At 47.9% G+C, this 18,930-nt stretch carries 17 protein-coding genes; 2 read left to right on the forward strand and 15 right to left on the reverse strand.

Annotated features, from left to right (window positions below; genetic code table 11):
- Positions 1 to 5 precede the first annotated feature (5 nt).
- Both FYJ39_RS04780 and FYJ39_RS04785 read right to left on the reverse strand, forming a co-directional pair.
- Entirely contained in the window at positions 6 to 2,021 is a 2,016-nt protein-coding gene (locus tag FYJ39_RS04780) for a helicase-related protein (protein ID WP_154471310.1), read from the reverse strand.
- A gap of 107 nt (positions 2,022 to 2,128) precedes the next feature.
- Entirely contained in the window at positions 2,129 to 2,524 is a 396-nt protein-coding gene (locus tag FYJ39_RS04785) for a DUF6483 family protein (protein ID WP_154471311.1), read from the reverse strand.
- A 312-nt stretch (positions 2,525 to 2,836) separates the two neighbouring features.
- Here FYJ39_RS04785 and FYJ39_RS04790 point away from each other — a divergent pair, with 312 nt between their 5' ends.
- Together FYJ39_RS04790 and FYJ39_RS04795 are read left to right on the forward strand one after the other, a co-directional pair.
- Positions 2,837 to 3,484 (forward strand): FeoB small GTPase domain-containing protein, encoded by a 648-nt coding sequence (locus tag FYJ39_RS04790; RefSeq protein WP_154471312.1) that lies wholly within the window; start codon positions 2,837 to 2,839, stop codon positions 3,482 to 3,484.
- Between the two features lie 147 nt (positions 3,485 to 3,631).
- Positions 3,632 to 4,810: a DUF3810 domain-containing protein gene (locus FYJ39_RS04795; RefSeq protein ID WP_154471313.1), complete on the forward strand. Its 1,179-nt coding sequence runs from the start codon at positions 3,632 to 3,634 to the stop codon at positions 4,808 to 4,810.
- Between the two features lie 59 nt (positions 4,811 to 4,869).
- Here the strand turns inward: FYJ39_RS04795 and FYJ39_RS04800 are convergent, their stop codons facing one another.
- From FYJ39_RS04800 to FYJ39_RS04860, 13 genes are all read right to left on the reverse strand, one after another.
- Entirely contained in the window at positions 4,870 to 6,873 is a 2,004-nt protein-coding gene (locus FYJ39_RS04800; RefSeq protein ID WP_154471314.1) for a M3 family metallopeptidase, read from the reverse strand.
- A 69-nt stretch (positions 6,874 to 6,942) separates the two neighbouring features.
- The gene (locus tag FYJ39_RS04805) at positions 6,943 to 8,490 is read right to left on the reverse strand and encodes a metallophosphoesterase (RefSeq protein WP_154471315.1); all 1,548 of its coding nucleotides are present in this window, start codon (positions 8,488 to 8,490) and stop codon (positions 6,943 to 6,945) included.
- Between the two features lie 26 nt (positions 8,491 to 8,516).
- Complete coding sequence (locus tag FYJ39_RS04810; protein WP_154471316.1) at positions 8,517 to 9,326, reverse strand: HAD-IIB family hydrolase; 810 nt, start codon at positions 9,324 to 9,326, stop codon at positions 8,517 to 8,519.
- Positions 9,304 to 9,888: a xanthine phosphoribosyltransferase gene (locus FYJ39_RS04815; protein ID WP_178258449.1), complete on the reverse strand. Its 585-nt coding sequence runs from the start codon at positions 9,886 to 9,888 to the stop codon at positions 9,304 to 9,306. Before FYJ39_RS04815 ends, FYJ39_RS04810 begins: the two co-directional genes overlap by 23 nt.
- 28 nt (positions 9,889 to 9,916) lie before the next feature.
- Positions 9,917 to 11,038 carry a trigger factor gene (tig, locus tag FYJ39_RS04820; RefSeq protein ID WP_154471317.1) on the reverse strand — a complete coding sequence of 374 codons (1,122 nt, stop codon included), beginning with the start codon at positions 11,036 to 11,038 and terminating at the stop codon, positions 9,917 to 9,919.
- 196 nt (positions 11,039 to 11,234) lie between these two features.
- On the reverse strand, positions 11,235 to 12,629 hold the full coding sequence (locus tag FYJ39_RS04825; protein WP_154471318.1) for an aminopeptidase: 1,395 nt from the start codon (positions 12,627 to 12,629) through the stop codon (positions 11,235 to 11,237).
- 42 nt (positions 12,630 to 12,671) lie between these two features.
- On the reverse strand, positions 12,672 to 13,613 hold the full coding sequence (locus FYJ39_RS04830) for a leucine-rich repeat domain-containing protein (protein WP_154471319.1): 942 nt from the start codon (positions 13,611 to 13,613) through the stop codon (positions 12,672 to 12,674).
- A 285-nt stretch (positions 13,614 to 13,898) separates the two neighbouring features.
- Entirely contained in the window at positions 13,899 to 14,333 is a 435-nt protein-coding gene (locus tag FYJ39_RS04835; protein WP_154471320.1) for a hypothetical protein, read from the reverse strand.
- Positions 14,334 to 14,948: 615 nt separating this feature from the next.
- Complete coding sequence (locus tag FYJ39_RS04840) at positions 14,949 to 15,515, reverse strand: 5-formyltetrahydrofolate cyclo-ligase (protein WP_154471321.1); 567 nt, start codon at positions 15,513 to 15,515, stop codon at positions 14,949 to 14,951.
- A 16-nt stretch (positions 15,516 to 15,531) separates the two neighbouring features.
- Positions 15,532 to 15,873, reverse strand: a complete 342-nt coding sequence (locus FYJ39_RS04845; protein ID WP_154471399.1) for an arsenate reductase family protein — start codon at positions 15,871 to 15,873, stop codon at positions 15,532 to 15,534.
- Positions 15,874 to 15,927: 54 nt separating this feature from the next.
- Positions 15,928 to 16,563, reverse strand: coding sequence for an endonuclease III domain-containing protein (locus FYJ39_RS04850; RefSeq protein ID WP_154471322.1), 636 nt, complete (start codon positions 16,561 to 16,563; stop codon positions 15,928 to 15,930).
- Between the two features lie 247 nt (positions 16,564 to 16,810).
- The gene (locus FYJ39_RS04855) at positions 16,811 to 17,623 is read right to left on the reverse strand and encodes an acyltransferase domain-containing protein (protein WP_154471323.1); all 813 of its coding nucleotides are present in this window, start codon (positions 17,621 to 17,623) and stop codon (positions 16,811 to 16,813) included.
- 1 nt (position 17,624) lies between these two features.
- Entirely contained in the window at positions 17,625 to 18,893 is a 1,269-nt protein-coding gene (locus FYJ39_RS04860; protein ID WP_407923827.1) for a Gfo/Idh/MocA family protein, read from the reverse strand.
- Positions 18,894 to 18,930: the final 37 nt, after the last annotated feature.

Here is an 18,930-nt window from a genome sequence, read left to right on the forward strand (position 1 = left end):
CCTCCTTAATTCTCCTCTTGTTGTATGCTTGTTCCGTTTCTTAGCCTGCCCTGGCTATATCTGTGAGCCCGGTTTACCTTTCCCCTCTTAAAGCACCGCTGACAGACGGAGAAGGGATAATCCCATGTAAGCTCCCTTTTGCAGCTGGCACATTTACGCGAGTAGCTGGCACATTCCGTTTTTAAAATGCAGCTGATCACTTCCTCCGTACGCCGCCGCTCCTCCTCCAGATTCTCCTTCTGAACCGGCAGGCCCACCTTTCTTGAAAACTGAAAATACAAATCCAGCATCTTATAATAGCTTTCCAGAGCATACAGATCATCCCCAGGACTGTAGGGAAATTCCAGCTCCTCCACCTCCCGGTACTGGCTGCAGTAATCTTTCCACAGCTCCATAACAAGTTTGTTACCAATATCGATAGAGCAGGTAATCAGCTTGTAAATCTCCTGCTTGGTATATTCCCCCAAATCCTTCCTGTGAACATGCTCAAAGCTCATATACAACGCCAAAAGCTCGTCTACCTCCATCTTTTCGTAGATGGAGGGAGCGTCCATTCCCGCCCATATTTTAATCAGATTGTCTATTTCTGAAGGCAGACTCAAAAGCTGCTCTGGAAAGCCCACATAAGCTTTCATAATGGGCATAGGCATTCGAAGCAGGCCGTCCTCAATCACCTTAAGTCCATCCACCGCAGTAACGAAGCCTTCATCGTAAAGTCCGTATCTGCCGGCCCGTCCGGCGATCTGCTTGATCTCCTCAGGCGTCAGATCTCGCCTGTTCACGCCGTCAAATTTCCGAGTTTCCACAAAAACAATTCTTCGAATGGGAAGGTTCAGCCCCATCCCAATGGCATCGGTGCTGACCACTATCTCCGTCTCCCCTTCCAGGAAGCGGCGCACCTGCTCCCTCCGGGTGGCAGGAGGAAGACTTCCGTAGATAACGCTGCATCGGATTCCCTCATTCTCCAGATGAGCTGCCAAAGCCAGAACTGATTTCTTGGAAAATACAATAAGGGCGTCTCCCTTTCTCAAATCTGTCTTTAGGCCAAAGGCTTTCTTTTCAAGGGTGAGCCTCGTATTCCGCTTATGCCGTACCACACGATACTGGTCGCCGCAGCGTTTAATCATTTCTGTTATGATGTCCTCTGCTTCAGGCGCCATGCAAAGATGTATTTCCTCTGCCCTCAGCCCCAGGACAGCTCTGGTCCAATTATGCCCCCGATGGGGTTCCGCTATCATCTGACACTCATCTACCACCGCAATATCAAAATACTCATGGTCATTGAGCATTTCGACTGTACATGCCTGGCACAAGGCTCCTGGTATCTCCAGCATTTCCTCTCCGGTTATCATAGAGCAGGATAATCCCTCTGTGTTCAAACGGTCATAAACCTCCAGGGCCAAAAGCCTTAAGGGGCCGAAGTAAGCCCCGTGACTGCATTCCTTTAACCGCTCCAGGGCATCATGAGTCTTACCGCTGTTAGTTGGGCCTACATGAAGAATAAATTTGCGCTTCATCTCCCTAGCGCCTGGATATTCGTCCTCAGGCTTCTTCTGGATGGCCTCCCGAATCCCCCTCTTGATGGTTTTGGGGATATAGAAAAGCTGATAGGCCCGCTCCAGGGAATTCGTCAGTAGATAGCGGCGGACTCCCTGCATTTTCATTACCTGCTTCAGTTCCTCCAGCGTCAGGGAGGAAACATATTCCAAATCCTTCCTGGCTAACGCGCAGCAGAATGCCTGCATATGCTTATAGTCCCTGTCCCATTCCTCTGTCATGGCTCCGGGCTTTAAATAGTTTTCCCGGCGCATTAAATAGGAGCAGACCTTTGATGTCATGGCATGTATGTCACTAAGTTCATTGGCCCTTACAATTTTCCCTAAACGCTCTTGTGTCAAACGTCCCAGGCGTTTATTTGCCTCAGCCTTTGTGGTAGCCCGGTATCTCCTATTTACATTTCCAAAGAACAGCCCCTTATAATAGTCTCCCAAATATTGGGCGCACTCTTTATTTATCTCCATTAAAATCCTCTTTCTTTGTTTTTTACCCCGGAGCAAAAGCTTTTTTCCGATTCAGGGCAAAAAACAGCCAGAAGGCCATGTCACCATGACCATCTGGCTGTTGTATTCTAAACCATCGTTGTATCTACAAAATGTTCAAAACCGCTAATACCATATTCCGCACAAATGCTGTTAATCCCCTCCACGATCTCCTCACGGGAATAATCAGCCTCATAAAGCTCAGCGTCTGAAAGCTGATTCAGATACATATAGAAGGTGAGAGCCATCTCCAAATATCCCTTATTTTCTGTGTCCAGCTCATCAGAAAGGTAATTCTCCGCACCATTGATATCGCCTTCATCCACCATATTTTTCAGTCTCCGGTAAACCCGATCCAGTTCCGTATCAGCCGCCTCGTCAGCCGGCAGCTCATAGTCTATATCATTTTTTCCAAGCGCCAGCCTTGCAATGGCACGTACCAGATCGCTGATCGTCCGCATTACATAATCATCCTGAAATCCCATATTTTTACTCTCCTATCCCATCTTTACGTTTCTGGCTCTCAAGGAAGCCTCTGCAGCCCAGTCTGCTTCTCGTACTCACGCCAACCTATAATTAAACATTCATTCTCCAGAGCCTGCCGCACAGCCGGAAGAAAGCATGTTCCAACCACGGTCTAGTATAGTAGATTATGCCGCAGCCGTCAAGCTATCCTTGACTTATCAAAAGCAGGGGATCAATATACGTAATTTGGCGTTCATGCCATGCACCTGACGGAAGCCTAAGCATATCTGATCATAAAGGCTTTAGGCCAATATCTTGTTTGGAGTGGTTTAATGCAAAACAACCTTCATATCATCGCCCTTACAGGTAATTCCAGTTCAGGAATACGTACCCTTTTATCAAGACTTGCCAATCCCCTTCCTATCGCTTGGATTGGATTAAAAAGAAGCTATCAATACAGCGGTTTGAACTGTCTTCTCACAACGCTGGAGGCCAGACGCTTCTCAGATCATCAGCAGCCTGAGGTTATTGTTCTGGTATGTGACGCCTTCTGTCTGGAGCAGGGGCTTCACCAGCTTAAGGAGCTGCTCAGCCTGGAACAGGTACGGGAGCAGGGTATCCCTCTGATTCTGTGCGTCAGCTCCTGGGAAGAGGCTGAAAGCAAAGGCATCTGCATTGACATGACTCTGCTTCAGGATGTGCTGCAGATTCCTGTGGTGCCCTACAGCGCCCACAGCAGGGAACAGCTAGACGATGTAAAGGCGGCGATCCACTACAGTCTCCAGCCGGCAAAACAAAAGGAATTTTATTACCAATGTCTGGACTTTTCCCCCGGAAAGCTTGCCAGAGAATGTACTCTTCACACAGGAGCCGGGTGTTTAAAGCACAATCCCTTTATAGACTGCATCGCCGCCTGCCCCCTGACAAGCTGGCTTCTTCTTTTGGCAGTTCTTTATTCCATGCTGCGTCTTTTTTTCTAAAGGCGTTCTGTTTCAAACTTAAGCCTCCATTTCCTGGGAACTATTTCTTGACTGGCAACAAGGGTCTGCTATAATATGAATATATAAAAGAACTAATACCGGCTGTTAAAAAGTATTCTTACTCCTACGTAAAGGCAGGTACTACAAATGAAGCTTCCTATTTGCATCCCCCTTTTATCCAGCACCCCCCTGCAAAAGCCTGGGGCCTCAGGTCCTCCCCTGGCTTCTGCCGGTAAGAATACTTCCCTCTTCTGGACTTTGGGAATCATATTCTCTGCCCTATCAGGGATACTGGTTTTTTGCGCCAGAACCATCCCCGGCTTTGCTCAGTCCTATGCTCTCACGGTCTATCCTAAGCTGGAAAGCACACTGGGGCGGTTCTGCAGTTTGTTCCCCTTCTCTCTTTCGGAGGCAGGGGTATATAGCCTGCTCCTATTTTCCCTCTTCTACATCTGCCGCCATATTAAAAAACCTGTCCTGATTCTTTCCAGAGGCTTTTTGATCGTTTCCTTCCTGCTTTTGATGTACACTGTTAACTGCGGAATCAACTACGAGCGGAATCCTTTTTCTTACGAAGCGGGAATAAATATAGAAAAATCTTCCCCAGACGATCTGTACCAGCTATGCAGCTATCTTGTAGATCAGGTAAATCTCTCCCTCCAGTGGGAGGAGGACATAGAGAACGGGCTGGAGCTTTTTTATCCGGGCCAAACAGAGGACATGCCTCTCCCCTCTGCACCCGCTTTAAAGGCCATGGGAATTGCAGGCCAGAAGGCTATGAATGGATTGGGGGAGGATTTCCCTCAGCTAAAGGGCTACTATCCCTACCCCAAACCTCTGATACTCCCCAGGCTTCTATCAGTGCAGCAGCTATGCGGAATCTACTCCCCCTTTACCATCGAAGCCAACTACAACAGAGAAATGCCTTACTACAACATCCCTCACACCATCTGTCATGAGCTGTCCCACCTAAAGGGATTTATGAGAGAGGATGAGGCTAACTTTATCGGCTATTTGGCATGCATCGGTTCCCAGTCGCCGTACTTCCGTTACAGCGGCTACCTTACAGGATGGGTCTATGCAGGAAATGCTCTGGCGGGCGTGGATCTGGAAGCCTACTATGAGCTTCACTCCCGGCTGGAACCAGAAGCAATACAAGACTTGGCCTTAAACCGCCAGTTCTGGAACGGCTTTGAAGGCCGGGTGGCTGAGGCCTCCGCCCGGCTAAACGATAAATACCTGAGAGCCAACCGCCAGAAAGACGGAGTTCGCAGCTATGGACGAATGGTGGATTTAATGCTGGCCTATTATAAGGATCAGCTTTAAGCTTTACCGTCCATTTCTCTCCTCTGCTTTTTCTCAGCCCGGCCCCCTCCTCTGTTCCATCAGTTTCTGCTGTTTTTATTCTTCATCAATAACCAGATGATGAAGCCCCCCATTCCCACCAATGCCAGCTGCAGCACAATCACTGCGCCAATTCCACCAAGAAGCATAATCCCAAGGGTTATCAATACATGATTCTGCTCCTTAAGATCCGTCTCATCCGCTCCTGCTCTCTCATCCTCATAAGGCTTCTCATTCTCAACCTTCTTCGGAGTCTCAAGGCCATAATAGTCCCTTATCTCATTTGCCAGCTCAGCAACCTGCTCCTCGTCAAATATATCACGCAGCCCCCACCGTTGGGCAGTTTCCCGGTAAGGAACCTCCATTCCTCCCTTTAAAATCCCCATATAGGTATCCACCGCGCCCTCCATATTCTTTTGGGACAAGGCCCACAAATCCAGAACCGTCAGAGAAGCGGTTCCATAGCCAATATAGTACATAGGGTCATAAAAGATATGAGGCACCTCTACCCAGTCATAGCAAACATCATCATATGCCTGATAATACCAGCCTTCATAGGAATCCTGTATTTCCTTGAATCTACGGTTTAAGTCCTCCAGCTCCACATTGGGATTCTCATATAGCAGCTCCTCTAATTCATTGAACATACAAGCGCTGATTATATTGTAGAACATATCATTTACCGTCTCACAGGCATAAGCCGGGCCTCCCTCCCCAGCCAGCTCTCCGGCATAGTTGGTGGCCAGAAGCTCCAGCCCCATAGACTGGATCTCCATCACATCCACGACGAAGCCGCTGTAAAGCTCCGGGGTCTTATCATAGTAATAGGCGCTAAAATGACCGAACTCATGGATAAGGGCCTGATAATCCCGAAAGGTATTCTCCCGGTTGAGAAAGATATATCCATCTCCATCAGCTGGAAGCCTCACTGTATAATCCACCTCCACCCGATCCTTTCCCGGTTCATCTGACTGTATATCATAGAGCTCATTTTCCCGCATATACCGGAAAATATCTCCCAGCTCTCCGCTCAGGCTGCCGACAGCTGTACCGGTTGTCTCCAGCAGCTCTTTTGTAGAGCGGTTTTCCAGCTTATCCAGCTCTTCATATGAGCTGTAATCCATATCTGCATAACACAGCGCATTATAAAGGGGGACAATCTCCCTCTTTACAATCTCACACAGCTGTGACACATCCTGCAATGTATAATCACGCCCATACCTAAGCTGGTACATATAATCGCTGTAGCTGTCAAAGCCATAGAAAGCCGCCTGTTTTCTGCGCACATCCGCCAGCTCCAAAAGGCAGGCTCCAAGAATCCGATTCCGTTCCTTACTCAGAGCCTCCTGTATTTCCCCATAGGCTTGTGAGGTGAGAAAATCGTCATCCTCCAGCCTGTCATAGGTCCAAAGCTCACCGTCTATATTCACGCTGGTTTCTGACGCAGCCAGTTGTTCATACTTGCGTATAAGCTGATCCTCTTCTTTTAAAAGCTCCAGCTCCGCCTCAGTATAAGGCTTATATGATTCCACCATTGTCACCCGCTCCTCCCCCATCTTCTGGCTGAGAAGGGGATGATAGGAGGAGGCCAGTCCTTTTTGAATGGACATTACTACCTTTTCCGACATTTCCATATAGAGATCCGCGGTATAGGCCTGCTCCTTAGCCGCAGCCGGCTCTGATATATCCCTGTCATACGCGATTTGAGCCATATAAACCCTTGTAGATAAGCAGTCGTATTCACTTATCAGAGTATCATAGAGACGGCTTACTGCCTCCTCCTGGCCCTCTGTCTGGCATGCCGTCTCAAACTCTGCCATAGCCTGCTCCAGCACAGCCGGGTCATATTGTTCATGAACACGCTGGGAATAGGGTACGAAAGCTCGTCTATCTCCTTGAGGCAAAACCGTTCCCTGCAGGGCGAAGTACATCCCTGAACTCCACCTCTGGGGAGCGCTGTAGGAGGTCACGGATATTGCCAGCACGAAGGCTCCCGTCAGAGCTCCCAAACGCTTTACAGTCATTTTCAAGCCTCTCATCCTCATGGCCGCTTCCTCCTTTATCTAAAAAGCGATTGCTTCCTAAAGTATATCACTTCTTAGCCTCCTTTTCTACTATGGAGTAAGCTCAGGCAGGAGAAAATAATTGTGATCCCTGTCTGAATCCGCTATCATGGCGTCCAGCTCCCTCAACAGGTAGCTGTCCGGCATGTTCCGCTCCCAGAACCGGTATCCCTTCGAGCTCTTAACCCCCTTGGCGTCAATCTCCCGGCCTGCGTAATAATCCATATATACTGCGGCATAGACAGCTGCCATAGACTTCTCCACATCTTCTCCAAGGTTTTTTACAATTCCCCGAATCTGGTTACTGATCAGTTCCTGTATAAACCGGTAGGACCAGTCCTCAAAATCCAGCAGCTCCTCATTATCCGTCCCGGTTCTTCTGGCCCAGGCTGACACATCTACCGCCCTGGTCTGGTAAGACAAGCTCCCATCCAGCTCCCATACCAGCTCTCCGTACTGACAGGGAGGAATACTCAAAGCATCGGTAATGATCTCCTGTATCCCGTACTCCCCATCCGGCACTCCCGGCTCACTCTTGTACTTGCGTATGCGCTGCACATGAAGATGCCCGCTGACAAACAATGGAACCTCATAATATTGCAGCAGGCCGATTACCTCCTGATTGTTCTCCATGGCGCACTGGGTAGTATACATTCTGCTCTGAGCCAACAGATTATGATGGGCCACAGGCAGAACAAACACCCCCTTTTCCTTCGCCTCTGCCAACTGCTCCCAGGCCCAGGCAATGGTGCTTTCCTTTAGTCTTCCCTCCACAAGATTTTCCGGCTCATACTGACAGGAATCCAGCATCAGCAGCCAGTTTTTCTCATCCAGCTCATAGACATAGCTTAAGGAATCCTGGTCTTTGCTTAAAGCCTGGTCATAACCATATTCATGATAAATGTCATAGAATTCCTGGGGAGTCACCCAGGGGGCCTGTTCCTTTTCTTCTCCAAAAAATACTGAGGCCTTGGTATTATTGATATCATGATTGCCGGGAATTACCAGAACCTGCACTCCCGCATCCTGAACCCTCTTTAGCCGGGCAGAGAGCTCCTCATGGTTCATCTTCTCACCGTTCATAGTAATATCTCCGCTAAGCACCAGGGCTGTGGGCTTTTCTTCTATCACCTCGTCTATAAATGCCTCTAAAAGCTCCGGCAAATATTGAACTACCTTCCCATCTCCCCGCTCTACAAATAGCTGGAACGCCCTTCCTTTGTCCCATCCTGAAGCGCTCTGATAGTGAAGATCCGTAGCCAGTATCACTTTAGGCGGTACATAGGGCGTTTCCTCCGTCTGAGGCGGAGACCAGATACCTGGAAAATACTTTTCCCAGCTTTTATATCCCTTTTCCCTGATTATCTCCTCAGCCTGGGAACCAGTAGCTACAGGAACAGGCTCCGCTGACTCATCCGTCACATTCCCCTGATCCGCATCGCCTGTCTCCTCTCCCGCTTCCATTCTTACAGCGCTGATTGGAACTGAAGCCTGACTCCCCGGCTCAATTATTTTCTTCATAAAATGCAGTACCCCGAAGCACGCTGCAAATACTGCGGCGTACATCAGGGCACTGATAATCCAAGTCTTTTTCTTCATTCAGCCAGCTCTTTCTATACGATGTGCTAAATAATGCCCAGCTCCTTCATTGCATAGGCGATACCGTCGTCCTCCACATCCCTTGTTTCAAATGTAGCATAGGGCTCCAGCACAGAATCGTGCTGTCCCATAAGGATGCAGTTGGTGGCATATCTGAACATTTCCAAATCATTGCTGCTGTCTCCGAAGACATAGGTATCCTGCAGAGAAATCCCATAATGTTTCAGCACCAGGTCGATGGCCGTCGCCTTGGAATGTCCTCTGGGAACACACTCGTAAAATCCCTGCCCCCGGTCAATAATCTCGAAATCCTTCAATCGTCCGAAAAGCTCCCTGCACTGGCTCTGTTCATCTGAACCCAGATACAGCTTGTCAAAATCATAGCAGTCCTCTTCCCAGTCATATGCCAGCGCACTGCCCGATTTTTGCACCGCATTCTTCAATGCCTCCACCTTGGGAATCCTGGAAGGCGTTTTGTGAAAATAGCAGCCTTCAATGGCCTCCAAAACTCCGTCCAGACCACACGCATCAATATCCTTCTTTATCTGGATGCCCCGTTCTCTCGGAATCCGGTGACAGTAAAGCACCTTACCCCCCACCAAAATGTAGGTGCCGCAGCCGCAGAGATAACCGTCGGCCTCCACCTCGTCCCGAATCCCCTTTAAGTGACCGTATACCCTTCCAGAGTTAAGAAATACCAGATGTCCTTTTCTTCTTGCTTCTTGGAGAGCTATCTTAGCGCTTTCAGGAATTTTCCCAGTCTTTTCAGATAAAAGAGTTCCATCAATATCAAAAAATAATGCTTTTGTCCGTCTATTCATCATTTCTGAACACAATACTCTGTGTCTCCTCGTCCATACTCTCTACAATCGCCAGCGACTCCAGACGGATTCCCTCTGCCCGGAGCAAATCTCCGCCTACCTGAAATCCCTTCTCTATTACAATGCCAGCTCCCACCAGTTCTGCTCCTGAGTCCCTGACCAGGGCAGCCAGCCCCTCCAGAGCCTTGCCGTTTGCTAAAAAATCATCAATCAGCAAAACCCTGTCTCCAGGACCCATAAACTCCTTTGACACAATGATATCATACACACGCCCATGGGTGAAGGATTCGACCTTGGTGGTAAACACCTCGCCTGCAATATTTTTCGTCTGTGTTTTTTTCGCAAAAACCACAGGAACGTCAAAATACTGGGCCACAATACATGCAATTCCAATTCCTGACGACTCAATGGTAAGAATCTTTGTCACCTCAGCATCAGAAAACCTTTTCTTAAACTCCTTGCCAATCTCGCCAAACAGCTTAATATCCATTTGATGGTTTAAGAAGCTGTCCACCTTCAGCACGTTCCCGGCCTTAATTTTGCCATCCTTACGTATTCTGTCCTTTAATATCTGCACGCGCCACCCCTCCTTATTCTCCCGCTGATTAGCGGGCTGCTGTTTCCGGCGCTGCCGCTTCAGAAGCAGCTGTCTCTGCAGCAGGCTCCCCGGAGTCTGCCGGAGACGGCTCGTCTGCCTGGAGGCCCGCAGCCTCATTTACCGCATGATCAGCCAAATATTTCATAACCTTATGGTTAAGCGCCATCTCGTCAAAGGTCTCCTGACCGTAAGCATTTACCGCTGTTTCAACCGTCTGTCCGTTGGTCTGGGCAAAGGCCTCACGATCTGCATCCTCCAGCGCCATTCCCTCATTTAAAGCAATGGTGTTAATTACCAGCTGGTTCTTTACAGCGTCCTTCACAGAGGCGTAGAGAGATTCCTTTAGTCCGCCTTCGTCCATACCATTAGCCTGCGCAAAGCTGGCAAAGGTACCGCCCTGCAGCTTAGCCTGCTGTGTATACTGGTCTACCATTGTATTATAACGCCTGGAAACCGTACTCTTATTAAGCTTAAACTTAGAACCTTCCACTACCTTTTGGAGCACAGCCTGCTGAACAGACAAGTCATAGGACTTCTGCTTTTGATCCTGCAGCTCCTGACGGATGCTGCTCTTATATTCGTCTACTGTCTGATATTCAGAAACGCTCTGAACGAACTCGTCATCTAGCTTGGCCTCTTCCTTAATCTTTACTTCATTTACAGTAACTTTAAAAACTACGTTCTGACCAGCCAGGGATTTCTCTTTATAATCCTCAGGGAATGTCAGGTTCAGCTCCTTTTTGTCTCCGGCCCTGGCTCCAACCAGGCCATCCTCGAATCCGTCAATAAACTGTCCGGAACCAAGGGTTAAATCTGTACCCTCCGCCTTGCCTCCCGCAAATTCCACGCCGTCCTGTGTTCCCACATAATCAATGTTAACGATGTCACCCATTTCAGCAGCCCGGTTTACCACCGTCTCCTTCGGGTTGGCAGCTAAGGCCTGATTCACTCTGGCATCCACCTCTTCGTCCGTCACTTGGGGAACCGGAATATCCACCTTCACGCCTTTATACTCAGCCAATTCTACAGTGCCCAGATCTTCCTTACCATCAGATGCAGTCTTTGAGCAGCCGGTCATCATAGACATGGCAGCCAATCCGCACAAACACAGTATTGTTAATTTTTTCATCGTACTTTTCCCTTTTCTTTTACTGATTTCGCACCATCCGTCTGCCAGCCAAACCATCCTTTTTCAGCCTGCTGCCCCAGGGGTGCGCTGTACATAGTTATACCATACCTGCCTGGGAAAAAAAAGCCTTTCCTCTAAGTTTCATGAAAATTTAAGGGAATCAGCCGTTTTACAGCAAACGGACTCCTGAAACCCATTACTGATAAAAGGCTTTAAAGGCCTTATAGGTCTGATATACATCCAGCTTGGAAGCCAGCTCAAAGGGCGAATGCATTGATAAAATAGGCACTCCCAGATCTACTGTATCCACGTCCATACGAGCCACCAGCTTGGCTATGGTTCCGCCGCCTCCGGCATCTACAGCTCCCAGCTCACCGGCCTGCCAGTAAACGCCGGCAGACTCCATCATGGCAATGACCCTGGCCATCGTTTCCGCGCTGGCATCATTCGATCCTGCTTTTCCCCTTGCTCCTGTATACTTGGTCAGAACACAGCCCTTATTGATGTAGCAGGAATTCCGGGGTTCGTAAACATCCGAAAAGGTGGGATCAAAGGCAGCATTCACATCCGAGGACAGGCACAGGGAATTTCTCAGCACATCCCGCACAGCCACCCCCTCCAACTCTGCCAGATCCTCTATGTAGTGGAGAACATAATCAGAATCCAGCCCTGTATTTCCGTCAGATCCGGTTTCCTCCTTATCCGTAAGGATGGTAACGGTTGTAAACTCCGGCTTCTTCACATCTATCTCAGCTGTCAGAGCTGTATAAGCGCAAACTCTGTCGTCCTGTCCGTAAGCCCCGATGAGGCTCCTGTCCAGGCCTACGTCCTTTGCCTTAGCCGCAGGAACCATCTCCAGCTCTGCCCTGAAAAAATCCTTCTCTGTCATTCCATACTTTTCATAGAGCAGACTGAGAGCCATCAGCTTTACTCCCTCCTTAACCTCCTCGTCCTCATAGGGAAGAGAGCCTACCACAATATTCAGCTCCTCTCCTTTCAATCCATCCTTCAAAGGACGTTCATTCTGCTTAGCCGAGAGGTGGGGCAGGAGATCCGTCACGCAGAATACCGGATCGTCCTCATCCTCCCCAATACAGATATCTTCCAAATCCCCATTCTTTTTCACCACAACTCCATGCAGAGCCAGGGGAATAGTACCCCACTGATACTTCCGTATTCCCCCATAATAATGAGTTTTAAACAGCGCCACCTCATCCTTTTCATACAAAGGGTTCGGCTTTAAATCCAGCCTGGGTGAATCAATGTGAGCGCCATTCAGCCGCAGGCCCTCTGCTATCGGGCGTTTTCCAAAGGTAGTGGCAATCAGCGCCTTTTCCCGGTTTACAAAATAAACCTTATCTCCTGGCTGATACTCATCCGTTCGCTTAAAGGGCTTATATCCGGCCTTTTTCAGCAGCCTTACGGCTTCCCGAACGCACTCCCTCTCCGTTTTCCCCACATTCAAAAACCGCTTGTATCCATGACAGTATTTCTCTGCTTTCTCTACCAGCTCCGGTCTCTCTTTTCCAATATTAGGGAACTTCCATGTAAGCTTCTCCTGCAGTTCCTGTCCCTTTGTTTTCTTAGCCATCGTATTCCTCCTGCTTTCTCTATTTCGTATATTTGTATATTGTTATAATTCAAAGGATCGCTTTACAGCCTTAGCAGCTCCGAAGCGCCTGTATTTTGTGTCCATCAAAGCTGCAGCGCTTTGGGCATCCTCCATCTGGGCCGCCGCCGTCACCATCTCCTCCAAAGCCATCTCATCCATCCGCCGCTCTCTTGCCAGCCAGAAGAGAATCTCTGTTTCCTCCCTCTCCAAAAGACCCATTGCGGCCGCTTTCACATGATTTTTCACATACTCCCAGTAAACATTCCCAGCGTCCCCGGAAAGCCCCCAGGGCCAGAACAGACGATAAAGCGCCAGTCTTACGGCCAATGCCTCGCTTTCCTGAATCTGCACCTGCCTAAACAGCCTGTCATACTCCCCCACCTTAAACCTGGTTTCCTCAAAACAATAGCGGTACATATGCCCGCACCCATGCATTTCTCTTGTAATAATCCGGGCAGGCGTATTTTCCACCGATTCCTCAAAATATTCTGGAAATATAAGCTTTGCCAGCATGCGTCCCTGTTCATCCCGGTAATCCACCACCAGAGTCTGTCGAAGCTCTGTTAAAATCTCCTTTAAGCAGGATCTGCTTCCCTCATGAACCCGGATATCCAGACGCTTTATCCCTGTACATCCGGTAAAAACTCCGGCTCCCCAGTCCAGCGTGGTACTGTGGAAGGCCATCGTCCTCAGTCCATAGCAATTATAGAATCCATAAGCTCCCACTCTTTCAAGACTTACGGGAAGAACCAGCTCCTCAACCTGGCCTCCCTTTATCTCCGGTTCCCCGGCAAACTCCGCCGGCGGCTTATCACGTCCCCTTACCGTTTCTGACAGCACATACCCGGCAAGCTCCTTCACTGGAAGACCATTAATGCGCTCAGGCACCACCACGCTTCCATCTAAACCATAACAACGCTGGATGGACAATCCACCCAGCGTTTCTTCATATAATAGTTTCATAATAACAGTTTAATCTCTTTCCGCCATTTTTTCAAGTCAGAATTACTTCCATTTATTATTCAGCCTTTACTTCTCTGTTCCGGCATTCTTATCATCTCTCTGCCCTTTAGAATCCCTTTCTAAGAAAACACCTCTATTCAGGGGAACCAACGCTTCATGCAAACATCCATCAGCTCCTTTACGCCCTCCAAAATCCGTTCTTCCGTTACGTGAAGCATCAACTGCCAGCTAGATGGAATAAGCCCGCCATAAGGCGAGCTTATTAAGAATGCTTGTAAACTATTTTCACGATTTATCTGATTCAGGAGCTGGCTCATATTTCACAGTACAGGTCAGTCCAAATGCCTTATTGGCCAAGGCGGCAGCCACCGGAAGCTTCGCGTCGGAACCTTTTGCGACACGGCTAAGCGCCATAAGAGCAATTATTAATACAATGAGAGACAAAATACCACCGATAAAGCCAAATACACCGGAAATGGCTGTTCCAATCAGCGGAATTGAGTAAGACCAAGAAAACGCACTTATGATAGCTGATATAATTCCTTTCAGAAGACTGAGAAAAAAAGCCTGCATTGCTTGTTTTGTGAGCCATTCGTCCTTTTGAAGCACAATAACAAAGCCAAGCAACATACCACATAATAATGTCTGTCCCAAAATTGCTAAAACAAAAGCCAGAATTGCATAAAAAGAAATACATATCCCAAAACTATCTTTCTTCATCAAAAGACCTCCTCATATGAATGTTATAATTTAATATAGCATAGATTCCTCCCCCTGCCTAGTATAATAATAAGTTTATTTAAAATAATATCAAGTCCTGCCCCTACAGAAAAGCTCTTTTGGATTGGTGGAACTTACATCAATCGAATTCACCAATGATAATTGAATTAGATACTGTAGAAGCAATTCTTAATACTGTTGCTATGGGCGGTGGAGTATCATTATGTAGTGTTAGCTCATATTGTGATCCCTGCGTTACCTTTGTCTGATTATCAACAAATTTAGCAATACTTTACTTCTTCTTGATTATCTATCACAGAAAAAAAGTCCTGTCAAGAGCTTGCCACCATAGGTGGTGCTTGCACTCTTTACTGGGCTTTTTGTTTGCTGTATCTACCATAGTGTGTCTATCATAATTGGAAGCATTATCATAGCATATTCCATTCACGAGGCATCTATTACATCAATATCCTACATTCATTAGAAAAAGGCAATTTCTTAATCATGAAGAAGTACGTTGGCTCTAAGAGATTTTAAGAAACCAAGAATAGGAGGCTTTTGTATCCAAGTTTACATAACTTTGAATTTGAGCAAATCAGATTTAGAGCAAAAGTCCTATACGCGCCTTACGCCCATTTCAGAAATAACAGCATCCATCACTGCATCATGCGCCTCCGCCGGAATATCCTCCCTCATGCTCCTAACCCGGCAAAGGACTGCTTTAAAAGCCCTTGTTCTTGCCAAATATCTGTCATAATACCCTCCCCCATATCCAAGCCGCTTCCCTGACAGGCTGCACGTAAGGCAAGGAACAAGTACCAGCTCAAGATCCTCAGGAAAAAGCACAGCCGCCGTCTCTTCTGGCTCCATAATACCATACCGCCCCAGCTTTAGACAGTTCAGCCCATCTATCTGACAGGCATCCATTATCCCCTTGCCTGTACATCTGGGAACACCCACGACTTTTCCCTTTTTCAGAGCATCCTTTATAACAGGAGCCGTGTCAATCTCCCTTGCCGTACCTACAAAGCAGAAAATCCGCTCTGCCCTCTGATACTCCGGCAAATCTGTAATACTCTTAAAAATCGCCCGGTCCGCCTCACGGCAGTAGGAAAGATCCAGCTGTGCTGCCTGCGCTTTTAACATTCTGCGCAGCTGCCGTTTCTGTTCTATAAAGCTCATACGCTCACCTCCGGCTTCATTCCCAAGCTTTCCACACCTCCGGCTGATAGCCAACTGTAGCCTGGGTTCCATTTCTGACAATGGGGGTCTTTAAAACCTGCTGGTTCTCCAGCACTTTTTCCTCCCTGTCCTCCTTGGCGATATACTCAAGCAGAGTCAGGGTATCCTGATCCTTACAGCTCTGATCAAGCATCTCATCCAGTCCTCCCACCGCCTGCCTTACCCTTACAAACTCTCCCTTACTCATAGGCTTTTCATTCAGCCTGATCATCTGGAACTTGATGCCCCTTTCCTTAAAATACCGCTCTGCCTTTTTCGTATCATAGCATTTAGCTCTGCCAAATATCTGAATATTCATGTTTATATCCAATCCTTTCGATTCTCTCAAAGCGCAAAATGCCTGCTGTATCATTTAAATCCCCTTTTTCCTGCAAATATCATTGATGCAGCATTTATCACAAAAAGGCTTTGTCCTGGCTGTGCATATATCTCTTCCATGATATACCAGCCTGTGGCAAAAATCGCTGCCCTCCTCTGGAGGAACCAGCTTCCACAAGACCATTTCCACCTTTTTCGGCTCCTTTATGCCATCCACCAGGCCCATACGGTTCACCAGACGAATGCAGTGGGTATCCGTCACAATCGCAGGCTTCCCGAACACATCTCCCATAATCAGGTTGGCGCTCTTGCGGCCCACTCCCGGAAGCTCCAAGAGAGCCTCGAAATCCTCCGGCACCTTCCCCCCATATTTCTCCTTCAATATTTTCATACAGGCGCTGATATCCCTGGCCTTGCTGCGTCCCAGTCCGCAGGGTCTGACAATCTGTTCAATCTCCTCCACATCAGCGGCAGCCAAAGCGGCCACATCCGGATACCTGGCATACAAATCCTGGACCACTACATTCACTCTTGCATCTGTACACTGGGCTGCCAGCCGCACGCTTACTAGAAGCTTCCAGGCCTGATTATAGTCCAATGTACATCCTGCGTCTGGGTACTCCTTCTTTAGACGCTTTATGATCGCAAGCGTCAATTCCTTCTTTGTCATATGTCTCTCCTTTGTATATGCCTCGCTCTATGCCTTCACTGACCGCCCCATGGACAGCTTCCCTTACAGCACGCCGGCTCTTTACAGGCTTGCTTTACGTTGCTCCAAAACTTCTCTCACCAGCTTTCCAGCAGCAGGGACACAGGCCGGCGCCTATTCCTATCATACGTTGATATGAGCAAAAAAGCAAGGCATATTATCTGCCCTGCTTTCTCAGTACAATCCGTTCATTCATGTTAGAATCCTTTTATCCGGCAGAAAAATCCAGAATACCCAGTCCATTTCCTAATGCTCCCCCATCCCTCAAATACTCCTTTGCCTTTTTCTGGAGGCTGGTTGCTTCCTGGTACAGCTCCAGGTCATCCTGTATTTTCCCATATATCCTCCATTCTGCTTCTCTCTCGGCAAAATCCACCTGGACGATCCGAAATAGCTTCTGAAAGCCCAGGATATTGCTTTCCTTTCCCAGCACCCTAGAAAGCTCAGGATACAGCAGCCATGAATGGCATATGTAAGGATACTGCTTTCCCCAAAAACTGAAAGCCTGTTCACAGGAAGCTCTAACGGCTGCCAGCTCCAGCCTTTCTCCCTGGGGAATATGAACGTTAATCACAGTATCGCCTTTTTTTATCTCCGTCCTGCCATATTTAAGAGCCCACTCTGATTCCATCCTTTCAAACTCCAGGCGTCCAAGCCGAAACAGCCTGCACTCGATATGGCGAAAAAACCAGTCGTACTGATCAGTTCCATAGGCTCCGTATTCCCGAAAACAATTTTCACACCACAAGGTGAGATCATAAAAGGTATCCCAATAAATCCGTTCCCCAATTCCATCCTCTTGATAGCGTTCATAGGTTTCACACCCCATACGGCTGAAGTAATACAGAAAACAGATTCTAAAATCCGGCTGTCTTAACACCGTAGTGTAAAATTTCTTTTTATCCCTCTGAAACAGAGCCTTTATCCGCTGATATGTGCGTTCCTCAATATGAAGCCGCCCCACCTGCCTTACAGCCTCCGGCATCATCCTTATTCCCTCGAAAAATCTATGCAGCTCCAACTCATATTCTCCTTACATATTTTGGAAAATCAATAACCATTCCATCCAGTCTGGCCTCCTCTGCCGCCAGAGCCATCAGATGGCTTGCTACAGAAACCGCTGCTTCCGTTTTTCCCGGCATTCCTTCCCCTATCATCCTGACAAAATCTCTCATCATACTTGTATCACTGCCATTGTGCCCCTTTTCGGGGGTATGAAGACGGATTACCTCAGCTGCTCCGCTTACAAAATCCAGAATCTCAATGATACCTGCCCCCATATCGCCCTTGATTTCTCCCTTTGTACCCATCAGACGAATCCGCCTTGCACATTGACTCGTAAATGCCGTCATTACAAAGGAGGCTGTCACCTGATTATCAAATTCCAGATTCACTGCCTGGTGATCTACCACCGTATTATCGCAGTGAAAAACACATCTCCCATAAGGCCCTTTCCTCAACGCTTCCATGATATTTTTAGGACTTGCCTCCTGGGTCACTCCATAGACGAATCCATCCTCTTCTGCCTTTGGATGCTCAAGGTAGAATCTGGGTGCGTAAAAGGGGCATTCTTCCCTATGGACACAGCCGTCCAGGCAATAGGCAGGCGCATGTTCCGGGGCATTTTCCTCTTTAAAATAGGACAGAGCTCCAAAGGAGCTAATCTTCACACAGCTACTTTCTGCCAGCCATAGCAGGATATCCATATCATGGCAGCATTTCTGCAGGATCATTGGACTGGATTCTTCCGCCCTTCTCCAGTTGCCTCTGACAAAGCTGTGTGCATAATGCCAAAATCCAACCTCCTCCATATGCTGGATGCTTATAAGCCTTCCAATCCTTTTTTCTGAAAGAAGGGATTTTAATTTTACAAAGAAGGGGGAGTATCGAAGCACATGGCACACAGACAGGATACGGTCATATTTCTGTGCCATCTCTCCCATTTTTATAATTTCTTCCCTTTCTGGCGACATAGGCTTTTCACACAGGACATGATACCCCTTTTCCATTGCTTTTATCACGGGTTTAAAATGCATCCTATCCTGGGTGCAGATCATTGCGCAGTCTGCCAGCTTCTCCTGCTGAAACAGCTCCTCATCCCTTTGGAACTGTAAATGCTTTGGAATCCCATGCTTTTTCGCGAACATAAGCCGCCGTTTTTCATCTGGTTCAGCAACCGCAACCACCCGAAATTCTTCCGGGTGCTCCAATGCGTAATTAGAATATACATGTGCTCCCCTTAATCCTGCCCCCACAAGCGCCGCTGTTACCTGTTTCATATTTTTCATCATTCCTTTCCCTTCTATAGAGGCGCAAGCAGGTTGTGAA

Origin of the sequence: Clostridium porci (genome assembly GCF_009696375.1) — a bacterium.
Taxonomy (GTDB): domain Bacteria; phylum Bacillota; class Clostridia; order Lachnospirales; family Lachnospiraceae; genus Enterocloster; species Enterocloster porci.

Excerpts from the sequence above, each read along its gene's own strand:
- FYJ39_RS04780 (WP_154471310.1), bottom strand. The coding sequence starts at position 2,021 with ATGGAGATAAATAAAGAGTGCGCCCAATATTTGGGAGACTATTATAAG.
- FYJ39_RS04785 (WP_154471311.1), bottom strand. The coding sequence starts at position 2,524 with ATGGGATTTCAGGATGATTATGTAATGCGGACGATCAGCGATCTGGTA.
- FYJ39_RS04790 (WP_154471312.1), top strand. The coding sequence starts at position 2,837 with ATGCAAAACAACCTTCATATCATCGCCCTTACAGGTAATTCCAGTTCA.
- FYJ39_RS04795 (WP_154471313.1), top strand. The coding sequence starts at position 3,632 with ATGAAGCTTCCTATTTGCATCCCCCTTTTATCCAGCACCCCCCTGCAA.
- FYJ39_RS04800 (WP_154471314.1), bottom strand. The coding sequence starts at position 6,873 with ATGAGGATGAGAGGCTTGAAAATGACTGTAAAGCGTTTGGGAGCTCTG.
- FYJ39_RS04805 (WP_154471315.1), bottom strand. The coding sequence starts at position 8,490 with ATGAAGAAAAAGACTTGGATTATCAGTGCCCTGATGTACGCCGCAGTA.
- tig (WP_154471317.1), bottom strand. The coding sequence starts at position 11,038 with ATGAAAAAATTAACAATACTGTGTTTGTGCGGATTGGCTGCCATGTCT.
- FYJ39_RS04825 (WP_154471318.1), bottom strand. The coding sequence starts at position 12,629 with ATGGCTAAGAAAACAAAGGGACAGGAACTGCAGGAGAAGCTTACATGG.
- FYJ39_RS04830 (WP_154471319.1), bottom strand. The coding sequence starts at position 13,613 with ATGAAACTATTATATGAAGAAACGCTGGGTGGATTGTCCATCCAGCGT.
- FYJ39_RS04835 (WP_154471320.1), bottom strand. The coding sequence starts at position 14,333 with ATGAAGAAAGATAGTTTTGGGATATGTATTTCTTTTTATGCAATTCTG.
- FYJ39_RS04840 (WP_154471321.1), bottom strand. The coding sequence starts at position 15,515 with ATGAGCTTTATAGAACAGAAACGGCAGCTGCGCAGAATGTTAAAAGCG.
- FYJ39_RS04845 (WP_154471399.1), bottom strand. The coding sequence starts at position 15,873 with ATGAATATTCAGATATTTGGCAGAGCTAAATGCTATGATACGAAAAAG.
- FYJ39_RS04850 (WP_154471322.1), bottom strand. The coding sequence starts at position 16,563 with ATGACAAAGAAGGAATTGACGCTTGCGATCATAAAGCGTCTAAAGAAG.
- FYJ39_RS04860 (WP_407923827.1), bottom strand. The coding sequence starts at position 18,893 with ATGATGAAAAATATGAAACAGGTAACAGCGGCGCTTGTGGGGGCAGGA.